Annotated in this window: 23 protein-coding genes; 12 read left to right on the forward strand and 11 right to left on the reverse strand. The window is 71.5% G+C overall.

Features of this window, described 5'->3' with window-relative positions:
• Positions 1-69 precede the first annotated feature (69 nt).
• Both MON03_RS03400 and MON03_RS03405 read right to left on the reverse strand, forming a co-directional pair.
• Complete coding sequence (locus MON03_RS03400) at positions 70-1,701, reverse strand: ParB/Srx family N-terminal domain-containing protein (RefSeq protein WP_242090539.1); 1,632 nt, start codon at positions 1,699-1,701, stop codon at positions 70-72.
• A gap of 171 nt (positions 1,702-1,872) precedes the next feature.
• Positions 1,873-2,865 (reverse strand): NAD-dependent epimerase/dehydratase family protein, encoded by a 993-nt coding sequence (locus MON03_RS03405; RefSeq protein ID WP_242090541.1) that lies wholly within the window; start codon positions 2,863-2,865, stop codon positions 1,873-1,875.
• 125 nt (positions 2,866-2,990) lie between these two features.
• Here MON03_RS03405 and MON03_RS03410 point away from each other — a divergent pair, with 125 nt between their 5' ends.
• From MON03_RS03410 to opgC, 4 genes are all read left to right on the forward strand, one after another.
• Positions 2,991-3,719, forward strand: a complete 729-nt coding sequence (locus MON03_RS03410) for a TetR/AcrR family transcriptional regulator (RefSeq protein ID WP_242090543.1) — start codon at positions 2,991-2,993, stop codon at positions 3,717-3,719.
• A 141-nt stretch (positions 3,720-3,860) separates the two neighbouring features.
• Positions 3,861-5,885 carry a glycosyltransferase gene (locus MON03_RS03415; RefSeq protein WP_444880182.1) on the forward strand — a complete coding sequence of 675 codons (2,025 nt, stop codon included), beginning with the start codon at positions 3,861-3,863 and terminating at the stop codon, positions 5,883-5,885.
• Positions 5,882-6,289, forward strand: coding sequence for an ATP-binding protein (locus MON03_RS03420; protein ID WP_242090546.1), 408 nt, complete (start codon positions 5,882-5,884; stop codon positions 6,287-6,289). The genes MON03_RS03415 and MON03_RS03420 overlap by 4 nt, the downstream gene beginning before the upstream one ends.
• Positions 6,286-8,781: an OpgC domain-containing protein gene (opgC, locus tag MON03_RS03425; RefSeq protein ID WP_242090548.1), complete on the forward strand. Its 2,496-nt coding sequence runs from the start codon at positions 6,286-6,288 to the stop codon at positions 8,779-8,781. Before MON03_RS03420 ends, opgC begins: the two co-directional genes overlap by 4 nt.
• 210 nt (positions 8,782-8,991) lie before the next feature.
• Here opgC and MON03_RS03430 read toward each other — a convergent pair whose 3' ends face one another.
• The 5 genes from MON03_RS03430 to MON03_RS03450 form a co-directional block, all read right to left on the reverse strand.
• Positions 8,992-10,110: a Gfo/Idh/MocA family protein gene (locus MON03_RS03430; protein ID WP_277927272.1), complete on the reverse strand. Its 1,119-nt coding sequence runs from the start codon at positions 10,108-10,110 to the stop codon at positions 8,992-8,994.
• Positions 10,107-10,901 (reverse strand): ThuA domain-containing protein, encoded by a 795-nt coding sequence (locus MON03_RS03435; protein WP_242090550.1) that lies wholly within the window; start codon positions 10,899-10,901, stop codon positions 10,107-10,109. The genes MON03_RS03430 and MON03_RS03435 overlap by 4 nt, the downstream gene beginning before the upstream one ends.
• Positions 10,902-10,944: 43 nt before the next feature.
• Entirely contained in the window at positions 10,945-11,832 is an 888-nt protein-coding gene (locus MON03_RS03440) for a carbohydrate ABC transporter permease (RefSeq protein WP_242090551.1), read from the reverse strand.
• Positions 11,829-12,800 carry a carbohydrate ABC transporter permease gene (locus MON03_RS03445; RefSeq protein WP_229727932.1) on the reverse strand — a complete coding sequence of 324 codons (972 nt, stop codon included), beginning with the start codon at positions 12,798-12,800 and terminating at the stop codon, positions 11,829-11,831. The genes MON03_RS03440 and MON03_RS03445 overlap by 4 nt, the downstream gene beginning before the upstream one ends.
• Before the next feature lie 63 nt (positions 12,801-12,863).
• Positions 12,864-14,096, reverse strand: coding sequence for a sugar ABC transporter substrate-binding protein (locus MON03_RS03450; protein ID WP_175327673.1), 1,233 nt, complete (start codon positions 14,094-14,096; stop codon positions 12,864-12,866).
• A gap of 184 nt (positions 14,097-14,280) precedes the next feature.
• Between MON03_RS03450 and MON03_RS03455 the strand changes: the two genes are divergently transcribed.
• Entirely contained in the window at positions 14,281-15,291 is a 1,011-nt protein-coding gene (locus MON03_RS03455) for a LacI family DNA-binding transcriptional regulator (RefSeq protein WP_175327696.1), read from the forward strand.
• Positions 15,292-15,416: 125 nt separating this feature from the next.
• On the opposite strand, the gene MON03_RS03460 is transcribed toward MON03_RS03455, so the two are convergent.
• Both MON03_RS03460 and MON03_RS03465 read right to left on the reverse strand, forming a co-directional pair.
• Complete coding sequence (locus MON03_RS03460) at positions 15,417-15,572, reverse strand: hypothetical protein (RefSeq protein WP_175327674.1); 156 nt, start codon at positions 15,570-15,572, stop codon at positions 15,417-15,419.
• 161 nt (positions 15,573-15,733) lie between these two features.
• On the reverse strand, positions 15,734-16,180 hold the full coding sequence (locus MON03_RS03465; RefSeq protein ID WP_022903060.1) for a MarR family winged helix-turn-helix transcriptional regulator: 447 nt from the start codon (positions 16,178-16,180) through the stop codon (positions 15,734-15,736).
• 122 nt (positions 16,181-16,302) lie between these two features.
• On the opposite strand from MON03_RS03465, the gene MON03_RS03470 reads away from it, so the two are divergent.
• Together MON03_RS03470 and MON03_RS03475 are read left to right on the forward strand one after the other, a co-directional pair.
• Positions 16,303-17,274: an AraC family transcriptional regulator gene (locus MON03_RS03470; protein ID WP_242090552.1), complete on the forward strand. Its 972-nt coding sequence runs from the start codon at positions 16,303-16,305 to the stop codon at positions 17,272-17,274.
• Positions 17,275-17,308: 34 nt separating this feature from the next.
• Positions 17,309-18,208, forward strand: a complete 900-nt coding sequence (locus tag MON03_RS03475; RefSeq protein ID WP_022903061.1) for an NmrA family NAD(P)-binding protein — start codon at positions 17,309-17,311, stop codon at positions 18,206-18,208.
• A 37-nt stretch (positions 18,209-18,245) separates the two neighbouring features.
• Here MON03_RS03475 and MON03_RS03480 read toward each other — a convergent pair whose 3' ends face one another.
• Entirely contained in the window at positions 18,246-18,599 is a 354-nt protein-coding gene (locus MON03_RS03480) for a hypothetical protein (RefSeq protein ID WP_022903062.1), read from the reverse strand.
• Positions 18,600-18,687: 88 nt separating this feature from the next.
• Here MON03_RS03480 and MON03_RS03485 point away from each other — a divergent pair, with 88 nt between their 5' ends.
• Positions 18,688-19,647, forward strand: coding sequence for a helix-turn-helix domain-containing protein (locus tag MON03_RS03485; protein WP_175327677.1), 960 nt, complete (start codon positions 18,688-18,690; stop codon positions 19,645-19,647).
• Between the two features lie 18 nt (positions 19,648-19,665).
• Here MON03_RS03485 and MON03_RS03490 read toward each other — a convergent pair whose 3' ends face one another.
• Entirely contained in the window at positions 19,666-20,703 is a 1,038-nt protein-coding gene (locus MON03_RS03490) for a LacI family DNA-binding transcriptional regulator (protein WP_175327678.1), read from the reverse strand.
• Between the two features lie 147 nt (positions 20,704-20,850).
• Here MON03_RS03490 and MON03_RS03495 point away from each other — a divergent pair, with 147 nt between their 5' ends.
• From MON03_RS03495 to MON03_RS03510, 4 genes are all read left to right on the forward strand, one after another.
• Positions 20,851-22,146, forward strand: coding sequence for an ABC transporter substrate-binding protein (locus MON03_RS03495; protein ID WP_242090553.1), 1,296 nt, complete (start codon positions 20,851-20,853; stop codon positions 22,144-22,146).
• Between the two features lie 3 nt (positions 22,147-22,149).
• Positions 22,150-23,166 (forward strand): carbohydrate ABC transporter permease, encoded by a 1,017-nt coding sequence (locus tag MON03_RS03500; RefSeq protein WP_242090554.1) that lies wholly within the window; start codon positions 22,150-22,152, stop codon positions 23,164-23,166.
• Positions 23,163-24,038 carry a carbohydrate ABC transporter permease gene (locus MON03_RS03505; protein WP_242090555.1) on the forward strand — a complete coding sequence of 292 codons (876 nt, stop codon included), beginning with the start codon at positions 23,163-23,165 and terminating at the stop codon, positions 24,036-24,038. Before MON03_RS03500 ends, MON03_RS03505 begins: the two co-directional genes overlap by 4 nt.
• 206 nt (positions 24,039-24,244) lie before the next feature.
• The gene (locus MON03_RS03510) at positions 24,245-26,662 is read left to right on the forward strand and encodes a beta-glucosidase family protein (RefSeq protein WP_242091502.1); all 2,418 of its coding nucleotides are present in this window, start codon (positions 24,245-24,247) and stop codon (positions 26,660-26,662) included.
• Positions 26,663-26,670 lie beyond the last annotated feature (8 nt).

A 26,670-nucleotide genomic window follows, 5' to 3' on the forward strand; every position in this document is an offset into this window, starting at 1 on the left:
GACCGACGACGGACGGGAGGCGCGGTGCCGGCTGGCACCGCGCCTCCCGTCCGTCGCACGCCGCGTGGACTACGCGCGCCGCGCCCGACGACGTCGCGCGACCACGATCCCTGTGCCGACGAGCACGGCGAGGAGCGCTGTCACCGCTGCCGGGACGAGGCCCTCGGCGCCGGTGAACGCGAGCTCGCCATCCGGGCCCGCCGCGGCGACGGTGACCGTGGTGGACCCGACGGTCACCCCGTCGACGACCACGACGACCGTGTGGGTCCCGGCCGGCAGCGACGTCGGGACGGTCGCCGCGAGGGTGAACGCGCCGGTGTCGTCGGTCCGGACGGCCCCGAGCAGGACCGGGTCGGAGTGGATCTCGACGCGGGCGGCGGTGTCGGCCGCGAACCCGGTGCCGCGGACGGTGACCGAGCCGCCCGCCACGAGGTCACCCTCGACCGTCACCGTGCCCCGGACGGTGGTCGGGTCGGTCGGCCCGTCGTCGCCGGTGCTCGGATCGGACGGTGCCGACGGCGTGGTGCTCGGCTCGGCGGGCTCGGTCGGGGTCGTGCCGGGGTCGGCCGGATCCGTGGGATCGGTCGGGTCCGTCGGGTCGCTCGGGTCGCTCGGGTCCGTGCCGGGCTCGCCCGGCTCGGCGGCCAGGGTCCTGCGGTACTCCGTCATGTAGGCGAGCTTCCCCGGCTTGTCGGACGAGTACGGCGCCGAGAGCTTCGCCCACTCGCCCTTCGTCACGGCCTTGCCGTCGTTCCAGGCGCTCAGGGTGCTGAGGTCGGCCGCGGTGTACCCGCTCTCGGCGTCGACGACGTCGTTCGGGGCGAGCGCGACCTGCGCCCTGGTGATCCGCTCGACGAGCGACAGCGATGCGGCGAAGTCGTCCTGGTCCCACGACGCGAGGCCCAGCTCGGGGTGCGCGCGGAGCCACGAGCCCCAGTAGAACTCCTGGAAGGGCACGGCGCCGTCGGCCGTGTAGCCGATGTCCCGACCGAAGTACATGATGCTGCGGGCGCTGTCGTCCTGGAACGCCGCCAACCCGACGTTCTGCGGCAGTCGGGCGGGCGTGATCGACCGGCCCGCGGTGTCCCGGAGCCAGACCCACCGGTTGTCCTGCATCGTCTGCCAGAACTCGGTGGTGCCCAGGCCGGAGAGGTTGCCGAGCACCCGCAGACGGACGTGCACGTCGGGCCCGCTGTCCTCGTCGAACGAGGTGAGCGTGTGGTGCCCGTCCGTGAGGTAGAGGGTGCCGCCGGGGCCGATCACGACGGTCTTCATCGGCGCGATCGTGTCCGGCGTCTCGGACCCGAGCGGGACGGCGCAGGTGAAGGACGACGGATCGGTGAGGGTCGAGGCGGCGGTGGTGGTCGCGGCCTCCTCCTGCCCGTTCGCCTCGCACCAGTCGTCGAACTTCTTGTTGACCGCGTCCTTGCTCAGCGCGGTCGAGTACCGACCGAGCTTGTAGTAGACCTCGTCGTAGCCGAGCGACGGCTGCGTCGGGTGGACGTCGCCGATCCGGACGTCGAGGAGCGTGTCGGGGGCAGCACAGAGCGCGGTCGTGCTGGTCGTGGTGCAGCTCGGGTCGCGTTCGTCGGTGATCGGGGCGGCGGCGGAGGCGGTCGCGGGTGCGACCACGGCGGCGCCGAGGCTGGCGGCCAGCGCGGCGGTGAGTGCGAGGATCCGCATGGTCCGGGGAGCGGGCACGGAGGACTTCCTGTCGGGAGGGGGAGCGGTCGAGGGCACCCGAAGCTGAGTGCCCTCGCATGTTCGCGACCCTGCCTGACCGGCCGGTGACGTCCCGGTGAACGACAGGTGTTGCCCCGCGCCCCTGCCCGCTCCGCGCCAACTCGACCCGCGCCCCTGCCCGCTCCGCCCTCAGAGCCCGGCGACCGTCCGGCGGCAGACCTCCTCCCACGGCGTCGGCTCGATGCCGAAGTGCGCGCGCGCCGCGGCGTCGTCGAGGACGTACGGCCGCGTCCACTGGTACGACATGTCGGCCATCTCCCGCATGAACGGCACCACGAGCCCGCTCGCCCGGATGGCACCGGCGGGGACGCGGCGGACCCTGACCGGCGGCTTCCCGGCGACGGCGAGCATCTCGGTGACGGCCTGCACCTGCGTCCGGGGCGCGTTGGACGGCACGTTCCAGACCCGGCCGTGCGCGGTCTCGTCGAGGGCGGCGGCCACGAGCGTGCGGGCGACGTCGAGCACGTCGGTGAAGGTGTGCGGCTGGTCGGTCCGACCCATCATCGTCACGGCCTTGCCCCGCAGCGCGGCCGGGAGGACCCGGGTGACGTGCCCGTTCGCCCCGACGCCCGGGCCGACGTAGTCCGAGCCGCGCACCTCGACCGCACGGATCCGGCCGGCCCGGTGCGCTGCGAGCGCGTCGCCCCAGAGCCTCGCGCGGAGGATGCCCTTGTGGTCGGTGGCCGCGTCCGGCAGTCCCTCGTGCATCGGCCCGTCGACGGGGCCGTACGGGTAGAGGTTCCCGGTGATCGCGTACACGGCGCCGGTGCGCTCGACCGCGGTGAGCACGGCCGACATCAGCGGAGGCCAGGTGCGCTCCCACTGGGTGTAGTCGCCGGGGTTCGCGCAGTTGTAGAGGACGGCGGCGCCCTCGGTCGCCCGGGTGAGCGCGTCGGCGTCGGAGGCGTCGAGGGCGACGTGACCCACCGCCTCTCCCCGCGGCCTCGGCCGGCCCGCCGCTCCGCGGGCTCCGCGGCGGTCCGGAACCGGGCCGAGGGGGCCCAGGCCGGTGTCGCGTCCCGAGCGGGTGGCGACGGTGACGTCGGCGCCGCGCTCCGCGAGGACGGCGGCGACGTGCCGGCCCACCGGGCCGGCTCCGATGACGAGGTGACGGTCGGACATGGGTTCCTCCTGGGTCTGATTCGGAGAGCGGTGCTCTCGCAGGAGCAGTCTGCACTGTGGACGGGTCTATTGCAAGAGCGGTGCTCTCGTTTGTGTGCAGTGCTCTCGTGTGGCACGGTGGGGGCATGCAGACGAAGCAGCCGACCGCCCGTGCGCTCGCGCGCGAGGCCGTGCACGCGAGCATCCTGGCTGCGGCCCGTGCACGGCTCACCGAGGAGGGCCCGAGCCAACTCGCCCTCCGCGCGGTCGCACGGGACGTCGGCATGGTGTCCTCCGCCGTGTACCGGTACTTCGCGAGCCGCGACGACCTGCTGACGGCGCTCCTCGTCCTCGACTACGACGAGCTCGGCGCCGCGGTCGAGGCTGCGGACGCCGCCGTCGACCGCGCCGACGTCGCCGGTCGCTGGGCAGCCGCGTGCCGGGCGATCCGGACGTGGGCGGTCGCCCACCCGGGCGACTTCGCCCTGCTCTACGGGTCGCCGGTCCCCGGCTACGTCGCCCCGCCGTCGACCATCGAACCCGCGTCGCGGACGACGCACGTGCTCATCCAGGTGGTCGCGGACGCGTGGACGGACGGGAGGCACGGGGCGCGTCCGGCTCCGGCCTCGCCTCCGGACGGGCTCCCGTCCGCCATCGGGGACGCCGTCGCGTACGTGCGGGAACGGGGTGTCGCCCCGGACCTCCCGGACGAACTCGTGCTGCGGATCCTGATGGCGTGGACGACCGTGTTCGGGGTGGTGTCGTTCGAGCTCTTCGGCCACACGGTCGGCGCGGTCTCAAACGGCGCGGTCTACTTCGACCACGTCGTGGCCCGGCTGGCGGACGACCTCGGCATCACCGCCCGGCGTCCCTGACCGGCCGCTCGGCGCGGTCGTCCCGATCCGCAGCGGGTGTCGGCTGACACCGGAGTGCTCCCTGCGGTAGACAGTCCTGTACGTGACCACTCACCAGGTCGCGCCATCAGGGGTGGACCACCTCCCGAGGGAAGGACGTGGATGAGCGCGCTCGACGCCAGCCGGCAGGACCGGCGGCGACTCGCCACCGGGACGCCGCGTCGACGGATGATCGCCGTCCGCACCGTCGCCCTGCTCGCGTCCCTCGCGGGCGTGAACTACATCGTCTGGCGGTGGGCGGCCTCGGTGAACTGGCACTCGTGGTGGATCGCCGTGCCGCTCATCCTCGCCGAGACCTACAGCGTCATCGACTCGCTGCTCTTCGCGTTCGGGGCGTGGCGGCTCCGTGAGCGCGGCGAGCCGCCGACGCCGCCCGGGGACCACGTCACCGTCGACGTCTTCATCACCACGTACAACGAGCCGGTCGACCTCGTCCTCCGCACCGCCCGCGCCGCGAAGGCCATCCGGCACCCGCACTCCACGTGGATCCTCGACGACGGCAACCGTCCGGAGATGCGCGAGGCGGCCCAGTCGCTCGGCATCGGCATCATCACCCGCGGCGCCGACTGGGTGGACCGTCCGCGGCACGCCAAGGCCGGGAACCTCAACAACGCACTGCTCGCGACGCAGGGGGAGTTCCTGCTCATCCTCGACGCCGACCAGGTGCCGGACCCGGCGATCCTCGACCGGACGCTCGGGTACTTCAAGGACGACCGGATGGCGCTCGTGCAGACGCCGCAGTGGTTCGAGAACGTGCCGAAGGAGGACCTCCTCGGCAGTCAGGCGCCCCTGTTCTACGGCCCGATCCAGCAGTCGAAGGACGGCTGGAACGCCGCGTTCTTCTGCGGGTCGAACGCGATCCTCCGGCGCGAGGCGCTCATGCAGCTCGGCGTCACCCGGTACGTGCGCGAAGTCGAGGCGTCCGTGCAGCGAACGATCAAGACCTCACGGCAGCTCCTCGCCCGCGCCCGCGAGACCGAGACGGACCCCCGCGTGCTCGAGGCGCTCGCCGAGGCGGAGGCGGTGGTCGACCGCGCCCGCGACCAGGTGGCGAGCGGCGAGCCCCTCGGGGACGTGACCTACGCGTTCCAGCGCGGGATCGACACGATCTCGTTCCGGTTCGCCGCGGCCGACCTCGAGTCCGTCCGGAACGACCTGCAGGAGCTCGCGGCGATGTCCGACGAGCCGGACACGTTCGCCGGACTCGACGACGCCGCGCTCGACGTGCTCGGGCGGCGTGACGCCTCGCCGGTCGCCGCCATCGAGTCGATCGCGGTGCTCGCCCGTGCCCTCGACGTGAACCGCGACGACGAGGCGCAGCCGATCATGCCCCTCGCGACGATCTCGGTCACCGAGGACATGGCCACCGCGATGCGACTGCACGGCCTGGGGTGGAAGTCGGCGTACCACGACGAGATCCTCGCCACCGGGCTCGCCCCGGACGACCTCCCGACGATGCTCGTGCAGCGCCTCCGCTGGGCACAGGGCACGATGCAGGTGTTCTTCCGCGAGAACCCGCTCGTGCAGAAGGGCCTGTCGTGGGGGCAGCGGCTCATGTACTTCTCGACGATGTGGAGCTACCTCTCCGGCTTCGCGGCGATCGTCTACATCGCGGCCCCGGTGCTCTGCCTGTCGTTCGGAGTGGTGCCGGTCCAGGCGTACAGCGTCGACTTCTTCGCCCGGCTCATCCCGTTCCTCGTGCTCAACCAGCTGCTCTTCTGGGTCGTGGCCGCCGGCCGGCCGACGTGGCGCGGCCAGCAGTACTCGCTGGCGCTCTTCCCGGTGTGGATCGAGTCGGTGACGAGCGCGTTCGAGAACGTGTTCCGCGGCAAGCCGCTCGGCTTCCGGGTCACTCCGAAGGTCCGCGACGAGTCCGACCAGAAGCCGCGGTGGGACCTCGTCAAGCCGCAGCTGTTCGCGATGGGTGCCCTCGTGGCCGCCCTCGTGATGATCGCCATCCGGTACGCCACCGGACAGGCCGACGGCATCGCACCGCTCGTGAACACCGCCTGGGTCGTCTTCGACCTGTTCATCTTCAGCATCGTCATCCGGGCCGTGCTCTACCGGGCGCCGGTCTTCACCCCGCCCGTCGCGCACGAGTCGAGCACCGTGGGAGGTCCCCTGTGAGCACGTCGTCGTTCGAGGTCGAGGCGACGGTCGAGTCGCTCGACGTCGTCCAGGACCACTTCGCCCGGTGGTGGGACGGCCTCGGGATCGACGACCCCGCCCTCCGCTTCAAGCTCGAGACGGCGCTCGCGGAGATCGCCGCGAACATCGTCGAGCACACCCGGCGGACCGACCGCGAAGCCGGCAGGCGCTACACGGTCGACCTCGACGCCACCGGCCAGGAACTCACCGCCGTGCTGACGGACAACGGCCGCCCGGCCGACGTCGACCTCGGCGCGGTCACGATGGCCGACGTGCACGAGGAGAGTGGCCGCGGTCTGGCGCTGGCGATCGCCGCGCTCGACCGGCTCGAGCACCGTCACGAGAACGGCCGCAACGTGTGGACCCTGGTGTGCGAACGGTGAGGCGCGTCCTCGCACTCCTCGTCGTCGTCGCCACGCTGGTCCTCGGCGGCGCGCTGCCCGCCTCGGCGACCACCGCCGCGGAGGACACCCCGGCCGGACCGGCCTCCGGCGAGCGCTGGTTCGGACCCGACCTCGACTGGGGCGACGACGCACCGGACGGGTACGCGGGCCGGCTCGGCGCCGTGCCGTCGATGTACGGCGTCGAGATCGACTACCCGATCGGTCGCACAGCCGAGCGCGAGCTCCTCCGCTCCACCCGGGCGGCGGCGGCACAGGGCGCCGTGCTCGTGGTGAGCCTCGAGCCCGACCAGGAGCTGTCGACCCTGACCACGGCCGATGCCCGGAAGGCGAACCGGCTGCTCGAGCAGGTCCGCGCCCAGTACGGCACGAAGGTGCTGCTCCGCTACGCACCGCAGATGAACGGCACGTGGGTGTCGTGGGGGCAGCAACCAACGGACTACGTCCGCACCTTCCGTGCCCTGGCGACCCAGGTGCACGACGGCTCGTCAGACGCCGCGATGGTGTGGGCTCCGTCGTACGGTGCGGGGTACCCGTTCGGCGAGTCCGCCGGCCGTCTCCGTGACCTGTCCGCGACGGACGTGCAGGCCGTCGACACGAACGGCGACGGCGAGCTCACCGCGGCGGACGACCCGTACGAGCCGTACTGGCCCGGCGCCGCGAGCGTCGACTGGGTCGGGCTGTCGATGTTCTCGTTCGGCAAGGGCAAGGCCACGCAGGCCGCCGGCCGCGACGTCCCGCTCACCCGGAACGACGCCCCGGAAGCCGGTGAGGTGCAGGCCCGGTTCGACGAGACCTGGGGCTACCAGCAGCCCGTCGCCGCCGGCACGTTCTACGACCGGTTCGCGAAGGACCGTGACCTGCCGATGCTCCTCGACACGGGCGCGCTGTTCGACCACTCGCTCCGCGGCGACGCCGAGCTCACCGTGAAGCAGGGCTGGTGGCGGCAGGTCATCGCCGCGCTCGACGACAAACCGCTCGTCGAGGGCGTCACCTTCCTCGAGACGAACCGCCGTGAGCCCGAGGCCGGCAACCGGGTCGCCGACTGGCGCGACACCGCGGTCCCCGGCATCGCGGGTTCCTTCCGGACGGACCTCGAACGCGCGGGCGACTTCGTCTTCGGCCCCGTCACCGAGCGCGTGACGCCGCAGGACGGCGCCGCGGCGACGAACCAGCAGTACGACACCGGCGGCGACCAGATGGCGTGGATCGTCTGGTTGGCGGTGGGTCTGGCCGCGGTGTTCCTCCTCAGCGGCCTGTTCGGTCGGCTCGTCCCGAGCTGGCGCTACCCGGACGACGGCAAGCCCGGACGCGACCTCCGGCTCGACCTGTTCCGCGGCTTCATCATCCTCGCCGTGGTGATCACCCACATCGAGATCGGCGGACCGTACTCGTACATCACGCTGCACGCGGTCGGCGCGATCACCGGTGCCGAGATGTTCGTGTTCCTCTCCGGCATGGTCCTCGGCATGACGTACCCGTTCGCCATCAAGAAGTTCGGCGAATGGGCCGCGGCGGTCGGCGCGTGGAAGCGCGCCCGGAAGCAGTACCTCGTGACCCTCGCGGTGATCCTCGTGGTCTTCGCGCTGAGCTTCGTGCCGTTCCTGAACACCGACGCCATCACGACCTTCACCGACCGGGGGACCGGCACCGGCGGGGTCGGGGCGGAGGGCCGCGTGTACGACCTCTACCCGAACGCGATGCAGCTGCTGGCCTACCCGCCGCCGTGGTTCGCGATCCGGCAGTTCCTGCTGCTCGAGATGGGCCCGTGGCCGTTCAACATCATGGGCCTGTTCGTGGTGCTGAGCCTGTTCATCCCGCTGTTCATGTGGGTGATCCGGCGTGGGTTCTGGTGGGCGCTCCTCATCGTCAGCTGGGCGCTGTACGTCTACCAGGCGCTCAACCCGGAGTTCCGTCCGCTGAACTCGCAGTTCGAGGCGGTCTTCCCCCTGCTCACCTGGCAGGTCGTGTTCACCCACGGCCTCGTCCTCGGCGTGTACCGGCGGCAGATCGTCGGCGCGCTGACCGGGCGGCTCGGGAAGGTGCTCGTCGGGGTCGGGATGGTCGGCTACGCGCTGTTCCTCGTGTACGTGTGGGCGGGCAACCACTTCGGGTTCACGCCCGCGCCGTTCCCCGCGACGATGTACGACCAGCTCTACAACACCGCGTACCAGCGTGTGGACCTGCAGTGGGGGCGACTGGTCGACATCGCGTTCTTCGCCGTCGTGTCCTACGCGATCCTCACCGTGTTCTGGAAGCCGATCGCAGCGGCCATCGGCTGGCTGTGGATCCCGCTCGGGCAGGCGAGCCTCTACGTGTTCGTGTGGCAGGTCTTCTTCGCGCTCGCCATCGCGTCGATCCCCGGCGTCGACTGGTTCAACGGGTGGATCGGCTTCGCTGCGCACACGGCGCTCATCCTGCTGGCCTGGTACATGGTGCGGAGGAAGTTCCTGTTCTCGGTCATCCCGCGCTGAGCGTCGCTGACGCGCGCCCGAGTCTCGCGGCCGCCGCCGCGAGACTCGCGGTCGCCGCTGCGAGACTCGCGGTGAGCGACGGTGCTCGCGCTCCGGAGCACGAGACACGTCGCTGACCGCGAGACTCGTGCACCGTGCCAAGGCACGGACAGACGAACGGGAGGCCCGTGGCGGATCCGCCACGGGCCTCCCGTTCGTGCCCCGGTCGCGTCAGCCGAGGGCGGCGGTGTCCGGTGAGCCCGTCGCCAACGCGCTCCGGACGGACCCCCACGCGGTGAGCCGCTCGCGGATCGCGGGGTCGTGCTCGTGCTCGATCGCGGTCGCGTGGGCCTGCTCGAGCACCTCGTCGATCACGATGCGCCGCCCGGACCGAGCCGAGGCGATCGCGGCGTCCACCATCGTCAGGCTCATGACGTTGCCGTGGACCTCGCCGTCCGGCACCTCGCCGGTCCGCACCGCCCGCACGAAGGACGCGAGCGAGCCCGCGATGTCGGTGCCGACGCTCGGCGCCGGGTCCGGCGAACCCGGGGTGCCGTCGAGGTCGCTCCACGGGTCGTGGTCGCCGTCCCACAGCGCCGTCCCCGCAGCCCCGGAGGCCCGCCAGTCGCCGTTCCAGGACGTCTCGGCGCCGGGCGCGCACCACGAGCCGTCGTACACGTACCGGACGTCGTCCTCGAAGGTGAAGACGGCCGCGGCGGCGGCGTCCCCGCGGTACCAGGACCACGACGGGTTCCACGATTCGCAGTAGACCGAGACCGGGTCGCGCTCGAGCACGTAGCGGGCGGAGTCGAACGCGTGGATCGCCATGTCCAGCAGGAGCACGTCGTCCATCTCCTCGCGGAAGCCCCCGAAGTGCGGCGCCTTCGCGAACCTCGTGTCGAGGCCGCCGATCGCTCCGAGGCCGCGCACGTGCTGCCGGAACGCCACGAGCTGGTCGTTGTAGCGCCGTGACTGCGACACCATGAAGAGCTTGCCGGTGGCCTCGGCGGCTGCAGCGAGCGCCAGGGCCTCCGCGACCGTCTGCGCCGCGGGCTTCTCGCCGAGGACGGGCAGCCCGGCACGGAGCGCTTCGAGCGTCACCGGGTGGTGGGCCACCGGGACGGTGATGTCCAGCACCGCCTCCGCACCCGTCTCGGCGATGAGCGCGGTGAGGTCGCGGTCGACCGGGATCGTCGGGTCGCCGGCGAGCTCGGCCCCGGCGCGCGCGGCGTCGAGGTCGAGGTCGACGACACCGACGAGCTCGACGTCCGGGTCCGCGGCGACGGTCGCGAGCCAGGCCCGGCCCATCCCGCCGGCGCCGACCTGGACGACCCGCAAGGGGGCGGTCACGCCGACACCTCCTCGTCGACCGGAGCGTCGTCGAACGGGCCACGGTAGTGCTGGCCGTCGAAGTACTCGCCGAGGTCGTAGCGGCGGAGGGTGGGGAGTTCGCGCTCCCGCTCCGGTCGGGCCCACTTGGCGCCGTTCGCGATGACGCGGCGGACGTCCGGGTGGTGGTACACGGGGAAGTCCTGGTCGCCCGGCGAGAAGTAGAAGATCTTCCCGAAGCCGCGGCGGTAGGTCATGCCGCTGCGGAAGACCTCGCCGCCGGTGAACCCGGAGATGAAGATCAGCTCGTCGGGCGTCGGCACGTCGAAGTACTCGCCGTACATCTCCTGCTCGGGGATGACGATCGGGTTCGGGACGCCGCGGGTGATCGGGTGCTGCGGGTTCACGGTCCAGACGAGCTCCTGGTCGTGCTCGCTGCGCCACCGGAGCGTGCAGGTCGTGCCCATGAGCTTGCCGAAGATCTTCGACCAGTGGCCCGAGTGCAGGACCACGAGGCCCATGCCGGCCAGGACGTGCTTGTGGACGCGGTCGACCACGGCGTCGTCGACGTCGGCGTGCGCGGCGTGACCCCACCAGGTGAGGACGTCGGTCTCCGCGAGGACCTCGTCGGTGAGACCGTGCTCGGGCTCCTGCATGGTCGCGGTGCGGACGACGGCGTCCGGCAGGTGCTCGCGGATGCCGTCCGCGATCGCGCCGTGCATGCCGTCGGGGTAGCGCTCGGCGACGTGCTGCTCGACCTGCTCGTGGACGTTCTCGCCCCAGACGGTGATGCGCAGGGGGGTGGAGGTCATGGTGTGCCTTTCTGGGCTGGGATCGGGGGTCTCGTGCAGGCCGTCACTTGACGGCGCCACCGAGCGCTCCCGCGGAGATGTACCGCTGCGCGACGATGAGCAGCACGGCGGCGGGGAGCGAGGCCAGGACCGAGGTGGCCATGACGGGCCCCCAGTCGGTGACGTTCGCGCCGATGTAGTTGTAGATGCCGAGCGTGATCGGGCGCACCGCCGGCGTCGAGGTCAGGGTCAGCGCGATGAGGAAGTCGCCCCAGGCCCCGAGGAAGGTGAACAGCGCGGCCGTGACGATCGCGTTGCGGCTGATCGGCAGCACGATCGACACGAAGGCGCGGAAGTCGTTCGCGCCGTCGACCAGCGCGGCCTCGACGAGGCTCGGCGGGATCGACTCCATGAACGCCCGCATGAGCAGGATCGCGAAGGGCACCTGCACCGCGCTGTCGGCGAGGATGAGCCCGAGGTAGCTGTTCAACAGCCCGATGTTGTTGAAGAGCGTGTAGAGCGCGTTCGCGATGACGATCGCCGGGATCATCTGCGTGATGAGCAGCACGAGCAGCAGCGGCCGGGTGCCGCGCATCCGGAACCGGGCGAGCCCGTAGGCGGCCGGCGTCGCGACGGCGAGCGTGAGGACCACCGTGCCGAGGCCGATGATCATGCTCGACACGAAGTTCTGCCCCTGCTGGGCGAACGCGGCCTGGTAGCCGGCGAACGTCGGCGAGAACGGGAACCAGGTCGCGGTCGCCGCGCCGGAGGTCGCCTGGAGGCTCGTGTTCACCATCCAGTAAACGGGGAACACCATGATCGCCAGGAACACGATGCCGAGGATCGTGAAGGGGATGCCCTTCACGCCGTGGGGCCGGCGGGACCTCGCCGTCCGGGCCGTGGTGACCGCCCGGGTCGCGGTGACGGTGCTGCTCGCGAGACCGACGCTCATTCGTCGACCGCCTTCCTGGAGATCGCGATGTAGACCATCGCGAAGACGAACGAGACGACGATGAGGACGTTGCTCACCGCGGCTCCGATGCCGAACTGGAAGTTGATGAAGGACTGGTGGTACGCGTTCGTGGCGAGCGTCTGGGTCGAGTTCGCCGGACCACCACCGGTCAGGCCGAGGATGATGTCCACGACCTTCAGCGTGTAGACGACGCCGAGGACGATCACCACGCTCACGACGCTCCGGATGCTCGGCCAGGTGATGTACCAGAACGCCTTGAACCCGGTGGCGCCGTCGAGCGCTCCGGCCTCGTAGAGCTCCGGCGGCACGGACTGCAGACCGCTGTAGAGGATCGTCGTGTTGAACGGGATTCCGAGCCAGACGTTCACGCCGATCACGGCGATGAGCGCGAGGCTCGGGCTGACCAGCCACGGCACCGGTGCGATGCCCACCAGCCCGAGGAGCTGGTTGAGCGCGCCGCTGTCCTGGTCGAGGAGCCACTTCCACACCGCGCTCGAGGCGATGAGGGGCAGCAGCCACGGCAGGAGCAGCAGGCCGCGGAGGAAGCCGGACAGCGGGAAGTGCCGTCGGAAGAACAGCGCGAGCCCGAGGCCGATCACGAACTGCAGGACGATCGACCCCGCCGTGAAGAGGGCGGTGTTCACGACGCTGGTCGTGAAGACCGCGCTCGTGAAGACCTGGACGTAGTTCGCGAACCCGACCCACGGTGCCTCGCCGGTGAAGAACGTGGCGGTCGTGTAGTCCTGGAACGACATCAGGATGTTCTTGACGACGGGGTAGCCGAAGAACACCGCGACGAAGATCGCCGCCGGGATGACGAACAACCAGCGGGTGATGCCGGTCCGGATGCGCGCGCGGCGCTGGCCGGGTCGGACGGGCGGGGCGACGGTGGACCGCGTCGCCGAGCGGGACGGTGTGCGTGCGGGTGCCTGCGTCGAGGCGCTCATGCGGGTTCCTCTCCTGTTCAGTGGTGGGAGGGAGCCGACCGGTCCGGCCGGCTCCCTCGTGCACTACTGGTTCTGGGACTGCGCCTGCTGGAGCGCTGCCTCGGGGCTGGCCTTGCCGGTGAGGGCGAGCTGGACGGCGGTGTAGATCTTCGTCGCGGCCTTGGGCCAGTCGGGTCCGAGCTCGCCGGTGCGGGCACGGGCGGTCTTGACGGTGGTGACGAACGAGGCGACCTGGGGGTGGTCCTCCGCCCAGGCGGCGCCGGCCTCGAGGTTGGTCGGCACGTTGCCGCTGAGCTTCGCGAGGGCTTCCTGCCCCTTCACCGAGTGGAGGCAGCCCACGAACTTGCCGGCGAGCTGCATCTTCGCCTTGTCACCGGTCTGCGGGACGGTGAACGCCTCGCCACCGAGCGGCGCGACCGTCGCCTCACCCGTGCGCGTCGGGATCGGGACGCTGTCGAACTCGAGCCCCTTCTTGGCGTTCAGGGCCGGCAGCTGCCACGGACCGTTGATCATCATCGCCGCCTTGCCGGCGAGGAACTGGTTGTTGACGTCGGCCTGGGCCCAGTTGATCGAGCTCTTCGACATCGAGCCGTCGTTCTGCAGGTCCTCGACGAGCTGCAGGGCCTGCGTCGCCTGCGAGGTCGCGATGTCCTTCTCGTTGCCGCCGTTCGACCAGAAGAACGGCAGGAACTGCCACGTGCCCTCGTAGGTGTTGATGTTGCTCATCGCGAAGCCGTAGGTCGAGCCCTTGGTGAGCTTCTTCGCGGCGGCCTTCAGCTCGTCCCAGGTCTTCGGCGGCTGGACGCCGGCCTCGGAGAGCAGCTTCTTGTTGTAGTAGAGCGCGATCGAGTTCGTGTTCGACTGGACGCCGTAGAGCTTGCCCTTGTACGTGCTCGCCGCCTTCACGCCGGGGACGTCACCGGAGGCGCTGAGCCCGTACGCGCTGAGGTCCGACAGCGCACCCGACGACGCGATCTGCTGCACGTCGGGGTTGTCGAGCATGAGGACGTCGGGGAGGGTCTTCGACGACGCCTGCTGCAGCACCTTCGAGATCAGGCCGGCGCCGGCGACGTGGTTGATGGTGACGGTCGCGCCGACCTCCTTCGCGCACTGCTTGTAGACCGGGTTGTAGCTCGCGTCGTAGTAGTCCTCGATCGTGAGGGCCTTGCTCCCGCCGGACGAGGCGGAACCGGAGCCGGAGCAGCCGGTGAGCACGAGGGGGACCGTCGCGAGGACCGCGACCGCGCCGAGCACGGCGCGGAGCCGGCGGGGCGACGAGGGGAACTTCTGCTTCATTGCACAGCTCTTCTCTTGGTGGAGTCATGGACTTCGGCGCACGACCACGACTCGCTGACGTCGTCGTCCCTGCGTTCCTTGGGGCGAGACGCTAACAGATAAGCGCTTCACTCGTAAAGCGCTTTTTTCTCGACGTGGGCTTATGCTGAGCGGGTCCTGAACGAGAGGGGGCGTCGTGGCCACGATGCAGCAGGTCGCCGACCGCGCCGGCGTCTCGATCGCCACCGTGTCCTTCGTCGTGAACGGGACGAAGTACGTCACGCCCGCGACGACCGACCGCGTGAAGGCCGCCATGCGCGAGCTGAAGTTCCGGGGCAACGTGGTGGCCCGTGCCCTGGCGAGCCGTCGGACCAGGATCATCGCCCTGCTCTTCCCGACCACGGGCAACCGCTTCAGCCCGACGACGTCGGAGTTCTTCATGAGCGCGGCCCAGCGGGCGTCCGAGCGCGGGTACCACCTCGTGCTCTGGCCGGTCGACCCCGCGGGCGACGACCTCGACGACCTCGTGTCCGGCGGGCTCGTCGACGGCGTCATCCTCATGGAGGTGCGGATGGACGACCCGCGGGTGGCCGTCCTCACCGACCTCGAGGTGCCCTTCACCCTGATCGGCCGCACCCGGGACAGCGCCGGCCTGCCGTTCGTCGACATCGACTTCGAGACCACGATCGTCGACAGCGTCGACCACCTCACCGCACTCGGGCACCGGCGGTTCGGTCTCGTGCTCGAGGACATCGAGGGGACGCCGATGGCCGGCTACGCCCCGCACCTCCGCGCCGAGTCGACCTTCCGGGAGCTCGTCGCCGAGCGGGGGCTCGCGGGGACCGTCGTGTACGCGGGGGCCGGCAGCGAGGGCGGTCGTGGTGCGGCCGAGGCACTGCTGACGGCGGACCCGGAGCTCTCGGCGGTGCTCGTGATGAAGGACGACTCCGCCGGCGGGCTCCTCGTCGGGCTGTTCGACGCCGGTCGCCGGGTGCCAGAGGACGTCTCCGTCCTGAGCATCGCGTCCTCGGCGGCGAACGCCGACCAGCACTACCCGCGGCTGTCCACCATGCTCGCGCCCGGCCGGGAGCTCGGCACGCGTGCGGCGGACGCCCTCATCGAGCAGCTCGACGGGACCTCCGCGGACCTGCCGCACTTCCTGCTGCCGTGCACGCTCCGGACCGCGGAGTCGACGGCGGCCGCACCCGCACGCTGACGCGGCCGGTCACGCGGCGGGCCCGGCGCGCGGCGCGCCGTCACGTCCCACGGTCGGCCGACACACGACGGACGGGAGGCGCGGATCGGACCCGACCCGTGCCTCCCGTCCGTCGTGTGGTGCCGTCAGCGACGGCGCGCGTCGCGTGCGGTGTCGCGGAAGAAGTCGTCCGGCGTCGCCGGTACTTCGCGCAGTTCGCCGTGCTTCCACCGACGCCGCATGCCGCGGATCGTCTCGATGCGCACCGGCTCGATGCCGGGTTCGGTCTCGTACGCGCCCATGGGTGCCTCCCCGATCGTCGGCGTCGGAGCGCTTGCCCCGACCGCGTCCGACGGTACGGGTCACGCCGGGGGCATGACCGGGCAAGTAGATAGCAAAGTTACCTTGTTGCGCTTGCTGGACAAACGGCCTGGGAGTTGGTCCAGACGCCCGTACTCTGCCGTCAGGCGCCCGGGGATCCGAGGTCGATCGCCGCGACGATGCGGTCGACGATCCGCACGAACCGAGCCCGCTCCCGATCCGAGAAGGAGGCCACCAAGTCGTGCAGGTGCTGGTTCGTGCCGTCCATCGCAGCGGCGTACGCCTGTCGGGTGGCCGGGGTGAGTTCGATGTGGCGGCTCCGGCCGTCGTCCGGGTTGGGGACCCGGCACAGGTGTCCTGCGCGTTCCAGGCGATCGACCACGCCGGTGACCGCCGGGCCCGTCAGTCCGAGGTGGCCCGCGAGGTCCTTCACGCGCACCGTCCGGTCGGCCGTCTCCGCCCGTGCGACGAACTGGATCACCGTGAGGTCTCCCGGAGACACCTCCAGACGCTCACGCAGGCGGCTCCGGAGGGCGGCGACCGAGCCCTCCAGCCGGGTGAGCGCGCCGATCAGGTCGAGGTCGCTCATGCGTTGACCACCTCACTGCGGATCGACTCCGAGCAACTGTACGTTGCGCTCACCCGACCACCGTATCCGGATAACGCGCGCCGGTGCGCAAGCGGGACAGACCCCCGGACGGCGGTCTCCCGATGAGCGAGGCGTTCCTCGACGACCAGCCCGTCGCGCCCGTCCGTTTCGAGCTGGCCGGGACGGAACCGGCGGCCGCCGTGCGCGACCTCGGCGGTGTCTACGGCGCCGAGGAGTGGGTCGCCCGGGCAGGCGAGCACGGGTTCTCCTACCGCTACACGGCCGTCGGCGACTCCGAGGTCACGGTCCGGCGCTCCCAGCTGACGGGGGCCATCCGCGGCCCGATGGTGCCCGCCGAGGAGTACGTCGTCGGGTGGCTGACCGAGGGGACGACCGAGCTCGACCTGACCGGTGAAGCCCTCGAGATGCGACCGGACGTCCCTGTGCTCTACCCGACCGACCGGTCCTACACCTTCGCCGCGGCGGACTACGACCAGCGCCTCGTGCACTTCGACCGGGCGTTCGTCGAGCACGTCGCGGCGGAGCACCTCGACCTCGGCGACCGATTGCTCCGCTTCGACCACCTCGCCGCACCGGTGCCGGACGCGATCCGCTCGTGGCGCGTCGCGATCACCGGGCTGACCCGTGCCCTCCGCGTCGCCGGTCCGGACAGCGACGCCTGGCGGACCGCGAAGGAGTCGGCCGCGCGGGTGTTCCTCGAGATGTTCCCACCGCACTCCGACCGGCTGCCGGCGGTGCTGTCCTCGCCGAAGAACGCCCGGTTGCGGGCCGCCGTCGAGCACATCCACGCCCACGCCGCCGAGGAGGTCACCGTGACGGACCTGTCCGCGGTGGCGGGGCTGAGCGTCCGTTCCGTGCAGGAGTCCTTCCGGCGGGTCTTCGACGTGTCGCCGCTGACCTACCTGCGTCAGGTCCGACTCGACCGCGTGCACGAGGAGCTGCTCGCACTCGACCCGCAGGCCGGGGCCGTCGGCGACGTCGCGCGACGCTGGGGGTTCGCGCACCTCGGACGGTTCTCCGCGTCGTACGCGGAGCGGTTCGGCGAGTACCCGAAGCAGACCCTGCGGCGCTGAGCGGTGTGGGAGCCCGGTCCGTAGCCTGGGGTGCATGACCACCACCGTGCTCGTCGCCGGCGCCTCGGGCGACCTCGGTGGACGGATCGTCCGCGCCCTGCTCGACCTCGACCTCGACGTCCGGGTCCGGGTGCTCTCCCGGGGCGGTGCTGCCGCCGAGCGACTACACGAGGACGGTCGTGTCGACGTCGTGACCGGCCGGTACGACGACCACGCAGCGCTCGTCGACGCGCTCCGCGGGGCCGACGTGGTCGTGTCCGCCCTCAGTGGCACCCGGTCCGTGATCGTCGACGCGCAGCGTGCACTGCTCGCCGCCGCCGTCGAGGCCGGCGTCCCGCGGTTCGTCCCCTCCGACTACTCGGCCGACTACCGCTCCGTGACGCCGGGGACGAACCGCAACTTCGAGCTCCGCCGTGAGTTCGCCGCGGTGCTCGACGCGGCACCGGTGCGGGCGACGTCGGTGCTCAACGGTGCGTTCACCGACATGCTGACCGGGCAGGCGCCGCTGGTGCAGTTCGACCGACGGCTGGTGCTCGCCTGGTCGAGCGCGGACCAGACGCTCGACTTCACGACGAAGGACGACGTCGCCCACGTGGTCGCCCGGGTCGCGCTGGACCCGGAGGCGCCCCGCGTGGTCGAGGTCGCGGGGGACCGCGTCACCTCGCGGAGCCTCGCGGACACGCTCTCGCGGCTGACGGGCGTGCGCCACCGGGTGCTCTTCGCCGGCACGACCGGCACCCTGTCGGCGATGGCCCGCGTCGGCCGGCGGCTGTCCCGCGACGACGACGAGCCGTTCCCCGCCTGGCAGGGCATGCAGTACTTCGTGTCCATGTTCAGCGGCGAAGGGCAGCTGCGGAACCTCGGCGGGGAGCGCTACGCGCCCGCGCGCTGGACCACCGCGGAGGACGTGCTGGCAGCACACCTCGGCGTCTGACGCGGCGAGGCGCGGTCAGCGCTGCGGCGAGGCGTGGTCAGCGCTGCGGCGGGTCCGTGCGGAGGCGTTTGGCCTCGGGCTCCTCGGAGTGCGAGGACGCGGCGTCCACGAAGCGGGCCCCGCCCACCGCCGCGGTCCGCCGCACCAGCTCGCCCACGAGGTCGTCGTCCTCCGGCTCGAGCTCGTCGTCCGGAGCGGTCTCGACCATGACCTGCGACGCCGGTCCGAGGAGCAGCTCCGCGTTGACCGCGGTGCCGGTGTCGTCCGCGGTCGGGATCTCGACGATGTCGGTCGTCCCGTTCTCCCCGAGGGCCGCCGCGTACGCGAGCACCGCGTCCGCGATCGCATCGCCGGTCATCACCTTGTTGTCCCCGTACACCACGTACTTCACGCCGACGAGCCAACTCCTCGACCCCGTGAATGTCCACAGTGCGCAGTACCAGCGGGGTCCCCGGAGAGGTCGACAGAATGAGCGCTGCATGACGACGGATGCTGAACCCCTGATCCACGTCGATCGCCACGGACTCGACATCGACGAGGCGGTCGCGTTCTACGAGGGTGTCTACTCGAGCCGGGACATCAGCGTCGGCCGCGCCGCGGACGGGCGCTTCTCGTGGCGCTTCCGGGCGGTCGGGGACGACGAGGTCGTCGCGGGCACCTCCTCCGTCGACGCACCCCGGTGGGGGACGATCGGGCAGTCGCCGACGTACGTGCTGGCCTGGACGACGCGGCCCGGCCTCGCGGTCGACGCCGCCGGCCGCGACCCCATCGTGATGGACCCGGGCGTGCCGGTGATGTGGCCGTCCGGCCGGGACATCGCGTTCGACGGAGCGCCCACGACGCTGCACACGGTGCGGTTCGCCGCGGCGTTCCTCGAGTCGGTGGCGGCGGCGCAGCGATCGGCCGTGCCCGGACCGCTGCGCTTCGCGACCCGGGCGGACGCCGAGGGCACGGACCGGCTCCGGGCCGTCATCCGCTCGGTCGCCCCCGAGCTCCTGCGTCCCGACACCTCCCGCGAACGGCGGGCCGCGCTGAACATGCTCGTCGCCGAGGCCGTGGTCGATGCCTACGACGCGGTCCCGGCCGCCGACGTCGTCCTCCACGAGGGCCCCGCGACGATGCGCTTCGCCCAGGAGTGGATGGTCCAGAACGCACACCGGCCGATCACGAGCACGGACGTCAGTCGCGCCACCGGCATCAACGCGCGGAGCCTGCAGGCGACCTTCCAGCGGCACGCCGGCACCAGTCCGATGGCCTTCCTCCGGGAGGTCCGGCTGCACCGGGTCCGCGCACAGCTCGTCGCGGCGGACCCCGGCGTCACGACGGTCGCGACGATCGCCGGGGCGTGGGGGTTCGCGCACCTCGGCCGCTTCGCGGGGTACTACGCCGACGCGTTCGGCGAGCTGCCGTCCGAGACGCTCCGGCGCGGGCGCCGCTGACCCGGCGGCACCGGCGCGTCAGCGGTCGGGCGTCGGCACCGGCCCGGTGCTCTGGCGCACCCGCAGTGTGGTCGGCAGCCGCACGTGGTCGGAGGTCTGGTCCCCGCGCAGCATCGCGAGCAGCATCTCGACCGCGTGCGACCCGAGCTCGACGAGCGGCTGCGCGACCGTCGTCAGCGGCGGGGTGGTCGTGGCCGCCTGCGGGACGTCGTCGAACCCGACCACCGACAGGTCCTCGGGCACCCGGAGCCCGAGGGCGGCAGCCGACCGCAGGACACCCACGGCCGAGGAGTCGTTCGCGGCGAAGACCGCGGTCGGCCGGTCCGGCCCGGACAGCAGCGCGAGCGCGACCTCGGCCGACCGGTCCTCCTGGTAGCCGCCGTCCTGCACGAGGGACTCGTCGACGTCGAGGCCCGCCGCCACGAGGGCCCGCCGGTAGCCCGCCTCGCGGAGCTGCGCGGACGCCAGGTCGGGTCGGCCACGGAGGTGCGCGATCCGGGTGTGCCCGAGCGCCACGAGGTGCTCGACGGCCTGGACCGCACCGCCCTCGTTGTCCGAGTCGACCGTGGCGTGGCCCTCGGGTCCGGTGTGCGGGTCGATGGCGACGACCGGGATCGACGAGGCGGACAGCGCGGTGCTCGGCGTCACGACGATCGCACCGTCGATGAGCGTCCCGGAGAGGCGTGAGAGCGAGCGGCGCTCCCAGCCCTTCTGCTCGGCACCGGTCACGAGCCCGGCGTAGGCGAGGAGTTCGTACCCGGTGCCCGTCGTGGCGCCCGACACCCCGCGCAGCAGCTCGGTCGAGAACGGCTCGAACTCGGTCACGAGGATGCCGACGACCCCGGTGCGTGAACTCCGGAGGCTCCGCGCCACGAGGGAGGTCTCGTAGCCGAGCTGCTCGACGACCTCCTGCACGCGGAGGATCGTGCCCTGGGCGACACCGTCGCGCTGGTTGATGACCTTCGACACGGTCGGGATCGAGACCCCCGCGGCACGCGCGACGTCCGCGATGGTGACCCGGCCGGCGCCGGGACGCGCGCCGATCGCCGTGTCCATCTGCACACCGTACCGCCGCTGCGGCCGCCGATCGGTAAAGAAAACGTTATCGATAACGATTGACAAGCCGTCTCGTGCCCTGGCACGCTCTCCGCAGCGGCAGTCGATGTCGCTGCGAGTCAACGACGACACTTCAGGAGTTCCACGATGACGAGGAAGATCCGAGCCGCGGCAGCCATCGCGCTGATCGGGGCCACAGCACTCACCGCCGCCGGGTGTTCGGCGAACAGCGACGCCTCGAGCGACGGCGGGAAGGTCACGATGACCTTCTGGCACAACTCAACGACCGGACCGGGGAAGGCGTTCTGGGAGAAGACCGTCAAGGACTTCGAGGCCGAGAACCCGAACGTCACCATCAAGATCCAGGCGATCCAGAACGAGGACCTCGACGGGAAGCTGCAGACCGCGCTGAACTCGGGCTCCGCTCCGGACGTGTTCCTCCAGCGCGGTGGCGGCAAGATGGCCGCCATGGTCAACGCCGGCCAGCTGCTCGACATCTCCGACTCCATCGGTTCGACCGCGAAGTCGCAGATCAGCGACGGGTCGTTCGCGGGCTACGAGCAGGACGGCAAGACCTGGGCGATGCCCGTCGACGTCAACCCCGAGGGCATCTGGTACAGCAAGGACCTCTTCGAGAAGGCCGGCATCGACGGCACGCCGACCACGATCGACGAACTGAACGCGGACATCCAGAAGCTCAAGGACGCGGACATCCAGCCGGTGGCCGTCGGTGCGAAGGACGCCTGGCCCGCCGCGCACTGGTACTACAACTTCGCGCTGCGCGCGTGCCCCTCGAGCGTGTTGACGAAGACCGCCCAGGACCTGAAGTTCACGAACGCGTGCTGGAAGCAGGCGGGCGAGGACACGAAGGCGTTCTTCGACACCGAGCCGTTCAACGACGGGTACCTCACCACCGCGGCCCAGCAGGGCGCCGGGAGCTCGGCGGGCCTCGTGGCGAACCACAAGGCCGCCATGGAGCTCATGGGCGCCTGGGACCCGGGCGTGATCTCCTCCCTCACCCCGGACGGCAAGCCGCTGTCCGACCTCGGCTTCTTCCCGTTCCCGGAGGTCTCCGGCGGCAAGGGCGAGACCGGGTCGATGATGGGCGCGGTCGACGGCTTCTCCTGCTCCGCGAAGGCCCCGAAGAAGGCGTGCACCGACTTCCTCAACTACATGACCGAGAAGCCGGTGCAGGAGGCCTACTACAAGGCGTTCAACGCCATCCCCGCGAACAAGTCGGCGCAGACGGTCGTCACGGAGCCCTACCTGAAGAGCGTCCTCGAGGCGTACAACAAGGCGCCGTTCGTCTCCAACTACCTGGACACCGTGTACGGCCAGAACGTCGGCAACGCGCTCAACACCAGCGTCGTCAACCTGCTCGCCGGCAAGGGGTCCGTCTCGGACATCGTGTCGACCGTCAACCAGGCCGCAGCGAAGGGCTGACACATGACCACCTCCGTCGCACCGCGCTCGAACGAGGCGCGGTCCGGGACGGGGCGTCGCACGGGTGGGGCCGACGGTTCGCCGTCGGCCCCGACCCGCCGGGCCCGCAAGGGCACCGACGTCCGAACCCGGGTCGAGATCGCCGTCCTCGCGGGCCCCGCGGTCATCATGTTCGTCGGGTTCGTCATCCTGCCAGTCGTGCTCGCCGCCTACTACGGCTTCTACAAGTGGCAGGGCTACGGCGCCCCGGTCGACTTCGTCGGCCTGCAGAACTACACGGTCATCTTCACCGACCCGGACTTCCGTGGTGTCCTCTGGCACAACCTCTTCATCGTCCTCGGGTCGCTCGTCGTGCAGGGCCCGATCGCGATCGTCCTCGCGCTGCTGCTCAACCAGCGCATCCGGGGTCGCGGACTCATCCGGGTCCTGATCTTCCTGCCCTACGTGATCTCCGAGGTGATCGTCGGCACCGGGTGGAGCCTGATGCTCCAGTCGAGCGGTGCGGTGAACGACCTGCTGCAGTCCATCGGCCTCGGTGCCCTGCGGAACGACTGGCTGTCGAACCCCGACATCGCGCTCTGGACCCTGCTCGGGATCATCTCGTGGAAGTACATCGGCTTCGCGGTGATCCTCTTCCTCGCCGGCCTGCAGAGCATCCCCGAGGAGCTGTTCGAGGCCGCCCAGCTCGACGGTGCGAGCTACTGGCAGATCCAGCGCCGCATCACGCTGCCGCTGCTCGGCCCGACCCTGCGCATCTGGGCGTTCCTGTCGATCATCGGGTCGCTCCAGCTGTTCGACCTCGTCTACATCATCTGGGGGCAGTACATCGCCTCCACCGCCGGCACCTCGACGATGGCGACCTACATGGTCGCGAACGGCCGACTGTCCGGCAACTACGGGTACGGCAACGCCGTCGCCGTGGTCATCTTCCTCATCTCGCTGGTCGTCGCCCTCGTCTACCAGCGGTTCGTCCTGCGTCGCGACACCGCCGGCGCCCTCACCGGGAAGGGCGACCGATGACCGCCACCGCCTCCCTCGTCGCGCCGAGGCGCCGTCAGCGGGACACCGGTCCCGTCCGGCGTGAGCGCAACCTCGGCACGTACTTCATCGCGCTGCTGTTCATCGCGGTGTGCGTCGGTCCGGTCGCGTACATCGTGCTCGGCGGGTTCCGCACCAACTCGCAGATCACGGCGAGCCCCGCCGGCCTGCCGAACCCGTGGCAGATCGGCAACTACGTCACCGTGCTGACGAGCGGCGTGTTCTGGCAGCAGCTCGGCAACTCCGTGATCGCCGGTGTCACCACCACGGTCGGCGTCGTCGTGCTCGGGCTCATGGTGAGCTTCGTCCTCGCCCGCTACCGGTTCCGCGGGAGCGGCGCGCTGTACTCCCTGTTCGCCGCCGGCCTCATGTTCCCGATCACCGTCGCGATCACGCCGCTCTACATCCTCGTGAAGGACCTCGGCCTCACGAACAACCTCGCCGGCGTCATCCTGCCGCAGATCGCCTTCGCGCTGCCGACGACGGTCATCATCCTCGTGCCGTTCCTCCGTGCGATCCCGGACGAGCTCGAGGAGGCGGCCGCGATCGACGGGGCCAGCCGTCTGGGGTTCTTCTTCCGCATGGTCGTCCCGCTGTCGCTGCCCGGCGTCGTGACGGTCGGCATCCTCGCGTTCATCGGCAGCTGGAACAGCTACCTCCTGCCGCTGTTCATCCTCAACGACGCGTCCACCTACACGCTCCCGCTCGGCGTCCAGGCGTTCGCCTCGCAGTACTCGGTCGACACGGCACGCGTGCTCGCGTTCACCTCGCTGTCGATGATCCCGGCGCTGGCGTTCTTCGCGGTCTTCCAGAAGCGCATCGTCGGCGGCCTCACCGGGGCGGTGAAGGGGTGAGCGCCCTCGGCCCGACGACGGAGGCGACCGACGGCGAGGCGGCGACGGACGGCCAGGAGGCGCGCCCCGCGTCGACCACGTCCGTCGCCACCGCGACCGGCGACGGCCCGGAGGCGCGGGGCGGGTCCGCACCGCGCCTCCAGGCCGAACGCACCCACCTGCCGGACGCGGCCGCGACGGACCGCGTGACCGCCCTGTTCGCCGCGATGACGCTCGAGGAGAAGACGGCGCAGCTCGTCGGCTACTGGCTCGACCAGAACGGCGTCGTCGCGCCCATGCAGGGCGAGATGGCGGCGGCGCAGGACGGCACCACGCTGGCGGACATCACCCGGCACGGCATCGGGCAGTTCACCCGCGTCTACGGCACCCGGCCGGTCGAACCCGACGAACGTGCCGCGTGGCTCTGGGCCGAACAGCGCCGCCTCAAGCGCGAGACCCGCCTCGGGATCCCCGCGCTGGTGCACGAGGAGTGCCTCACCGGGCTCGCCGCGTGGAAGGCGGCCACCTTCCCGACCCCGCTCGCGTGGGGCGCCGCCTTCGACCCGGACCTCGTCGAGCAGGTCGGTGCCGCCATCGGCGACTCGATGCGCCGACTCGGCGTGCACCAGGGCCTCGCGCCCGTGCTCGACGTCATCCGCGACCCGCGCTGGGGGCGGGTCGACGAGTGCATCGGCGAGGACCCGTACCTCGTCGGGACGGTCGGGACCGCGTACGTGCGTGGGCTGCAGTCGGCCGGGGTCGACGCGACCCTGAAGCACTTCCTCGGGTACTCCGCGTCGCAGGCAGGGCGGAACCACGCGCCCGTGCACGCCGGCCCCCGCGAGGTCGCCGACGTCTTCCTGCCGCCGTTCGAGATGGCGCTGCGCGACGGCGGCGCCCGGTCGGTGATGAACTCCTACGCCGAGGTGGACGGGGTCCCCGTCGCCGCGGACCCGGAGCTCCTGACCGGTCTGCTGCGCGACCGGCTCGGCTTCGACGGCACGGTCGTCGCGGACTACTTCTCGGTCGCCTTCCTCGAGGTCATGCACGGCGTCGCGGCCGACCGGGGCGAGGCCGCGGCACTCGCGCTCGCCGCGGGCATCGACGTCGAGCTGCCGACCGGCGACGCCTACCTGGCACCGCTCGTCGAGCGCGTCCGGTCGGGTGCCGTCGACGAGGCCCTCGTCGACCGTGCGGTGCTCCGGGTGCTCCGGCAGAAGGAGCGCCTCGGGCTGCTCGACCCGGACGTGTTCGAGGACGACGCCCCCACAGGGATCGACCTCGACACGCCGCGGCACCAGGCGCTCGCGCGGCAGCTCGCCGCCCGGTCGCTCGTGCTGCTGCGGAACGAGGCGGGCGGCGGCGCGGCGGGCGGTGCGGCCGCTGCGGTCGGCGGTGCAACCGTCGTGGCGGCCGACCGCGCAGCGGTCGACGGCGGGGCGTCCGGCGTGCCCGTCCTGCCGATCCGTGCGGGGTCCTCGGTGGCGGTCATCGGCCCGAACGCCGACCGAGCCGAGGCCCTGCAAGGGTGCTACTCGTTCGCGAACCACGTGCTCGCCGCGCACCCGGATCTGCCGCTCGGCTTCGCGATCCCGACCGTCCGCGAGGCACTCGCCGACGCCCTTGGGCACGCCGCCGTCCGGTTCGCCGGGGGCTGCGCGGTCACCGGCGACGACCGGAGCGGCATCGCCGACGCGGTCGCCGCCGCACGGGCATCGGACGTCGCGGTGGTCGTGGTCGGCGACCAGGCCGGCCTCTTCGGACGCGGCACCGTCGGGGAGGGCAACGACACCGACTCGCTCGACCTGCCCGGCGTGCAGCGCGAGCTCGTCGAGGCGGTCGTCGCCACCGGCATCCCGACCGTGGTGGTGCTCCTCACCGGACGGCCGTACGCCGTCGGGTGGGCGCTCGACGGCGAGGGTCCGCTGCCCGCGGCCGTCGTGCAGGCGTTCTTCCCGGGGGAGGGTGGCGGTCTCGCGATCGCCGACCTGCTCACCGGCGTCACGGCACCGTCCGGTCGCCTGCCCGTGTCCCTGCCGAGGGCCGCCGGCGCGCAGCCGTACACGTACCTGCACCCGCGGTTGGGCGGCCCCTCCGACGTGACCTCGGCGGACTCCACGCCCGTCCGACCGTTCGGGTTCGGGCTCGGCTACACGACGTTCGCGTACGAGGACCTGACCGTCGACGACAGCGTCCCGACCGGAGGCTCCTTCACCGTGTGCGTGACCGTCCGGAACACCGGCGACCGTGACGGCGAGGACGTCGTGCAGCTGTACGGGCACGACGTCGCCGCGTCGGTCACCCGGCCGCTCGTGCAGCTGCTCGGCTACGCGCGCGTGACCGTGCCGGCAGGGGCGTCCGTGCGGGTCCGGTTCGACGTGCCGGTCCAGCGGTTCGCGTTCTCCGACCGGGCGCTGCGTCGGGTCGTGGAGCCGGGGGACGTCCAGGTGTGGGTCGCGTCGCACGCCGCGGCGTCCCGGCCTGGAGGCGCGGTGCACACGGACGGGATCGTCGCGGTCGGTCGCGGTGCCGGTCCGGCGTCGCTGCCGGGGTCCGCCACCGAGCGCGCGGTCGTGCGCGTCACCGGGCCGGTCCGCGAGGTGCTGCCGACGGACCGTCGCACGGTGACGGCCGGCGTCGCCTGACGGCGCGC

This window comes from Curtobacterium sp. DN_7.5 (assembly GCF_022655355.1).
In the GTDB taxonomy this organism is placed as follows: domain Bacteria; phylum Actinomycetota; class Actinomycetes; order Actinomycetales; family Microbacteriaceae; genus Curtobacterium; species Curtobacterium luteum.

Coding starts and splice junctions, on each gene's coding strand:
- MON03_RS03405 (WP_242090541.1), bottom strand. CDS start 2,865: ATGTCCGACCGTCACCTCGTCATCGGAGCCGGCCCGGTGGGCCGGCAC.
- MON03_RS03410 (WP_242090543.1), top strand. CDS start 2,991: ATGCAGACGAAGCAGCCGACCGCCCGTGCGCTCGCGCGCGAGGCCGTG.
- MON03_RS03415 (WP_444880182.1), top strand. CDS start 3,861: ATGAGCGCGCTCGACGCCAGCCGGCAGGACCGGCGGCGACTCGCCACC.
- MON03_RS03435 (WP_242090550.1), bottom strand. CDS start 10,901: ATGACCTCCACCCCCCTGCGCATCACCGTCTGGGGCGAGAACGTCCAC.
- MON03_RS03440 (WP_242090551.1), bottom strand. CDS start 11,832: ATGAGCGTCGGTCTCGCGAGCAGCACCGTCACCGCGACCCGGGCGGTC.
- MON03_RS03445 (WP_229727932.1), bottom strand. CDS start 12,800: ATGAGCGCCTCGACGCAGGCACCCGCACGCACACCGTCCCGCTCGGCG.
- MON03_RS03450 (WP_175327673.1), bottom strand. CDS start 14,096: ATGAAGCAGAAGTTCCCCTCGTCGCCCCGCCGGCTCCGCGCCGTGCTC.
- MON03_RS03455 (WP_175327696.1), top strand. CDS start 14,281: ATGCAGCAGGTCGCCGACCGCGCCGGCGTCTCGATCGCCACCGTGTCC.
- MON03_RS03460 (WP_175327674.1), bottom strand. CDS start 15,572: ATGGGCGCGTACGAGACCGAACCCGGCATCGAGCCGGTGCGCATCGAG.
- MON03_RS03465 (WP_022903060.1), bottom strand. CDS start 16,180: ATGAGCGACCTCGACCTGATCGGCGCGCTCACCCGGCTGGAGGGCTCG.
- MON03_RS03470 (WP_242090552.1), top strand. CDS start 16,303: ATGAGCGAGGCGTTCCTCGACGACCAGCCCGTCGCGCCCGTCCGTTTC.
- MON03_RS03475 (WP_022903061.1), top strand. CDS start 17,309: ATGACCACCACCGTGCTCGTCGCCGGCGCCTCGGGCGACCTCGGTGGA.
- MON03_RS03485 (WP_175327677.1), top strand. CDS start 18,688: ATGACGACGGATGCTGAACCCCTGATCCACGTCGATCGCCACGGACTC.
- MON03_RS03490 (WP_175327678.1), bottom strand. CDS start 20,703: ATGGACACGGCGATCGGCGCGCGTCCCGGCGCCGGCCGGGTCACCATC.
- MON03_RS03495 (WP_242090553.1), top strand. CDS start 20,851: ATGACGAGGAAGATCCGAGCCGCGGCAGCCATCGCGCTGATCGGGGCC.
- MON03_RS03500 (WP_242090554.1), top strand. CDS start 22,150: ATGACCACCTCCGTCGCACCGCGCTCGAACGAGGCGCGGTCCGGGACG.
- MON03_RS03505 (WP_242090555.1), top strand. CDS start 23,163: ATGACCGCCACCGCCTCCCTCGTCGCGCCGAGGCGCCGTCAGCGGGAC.
- MON03_RS03510 (WP_242091502.1), top strand. CDS start 24,245: ATGACGCTCGAGGAGAAGACGGCGCAGCTCGTCGGCTACTGGCTCGAC.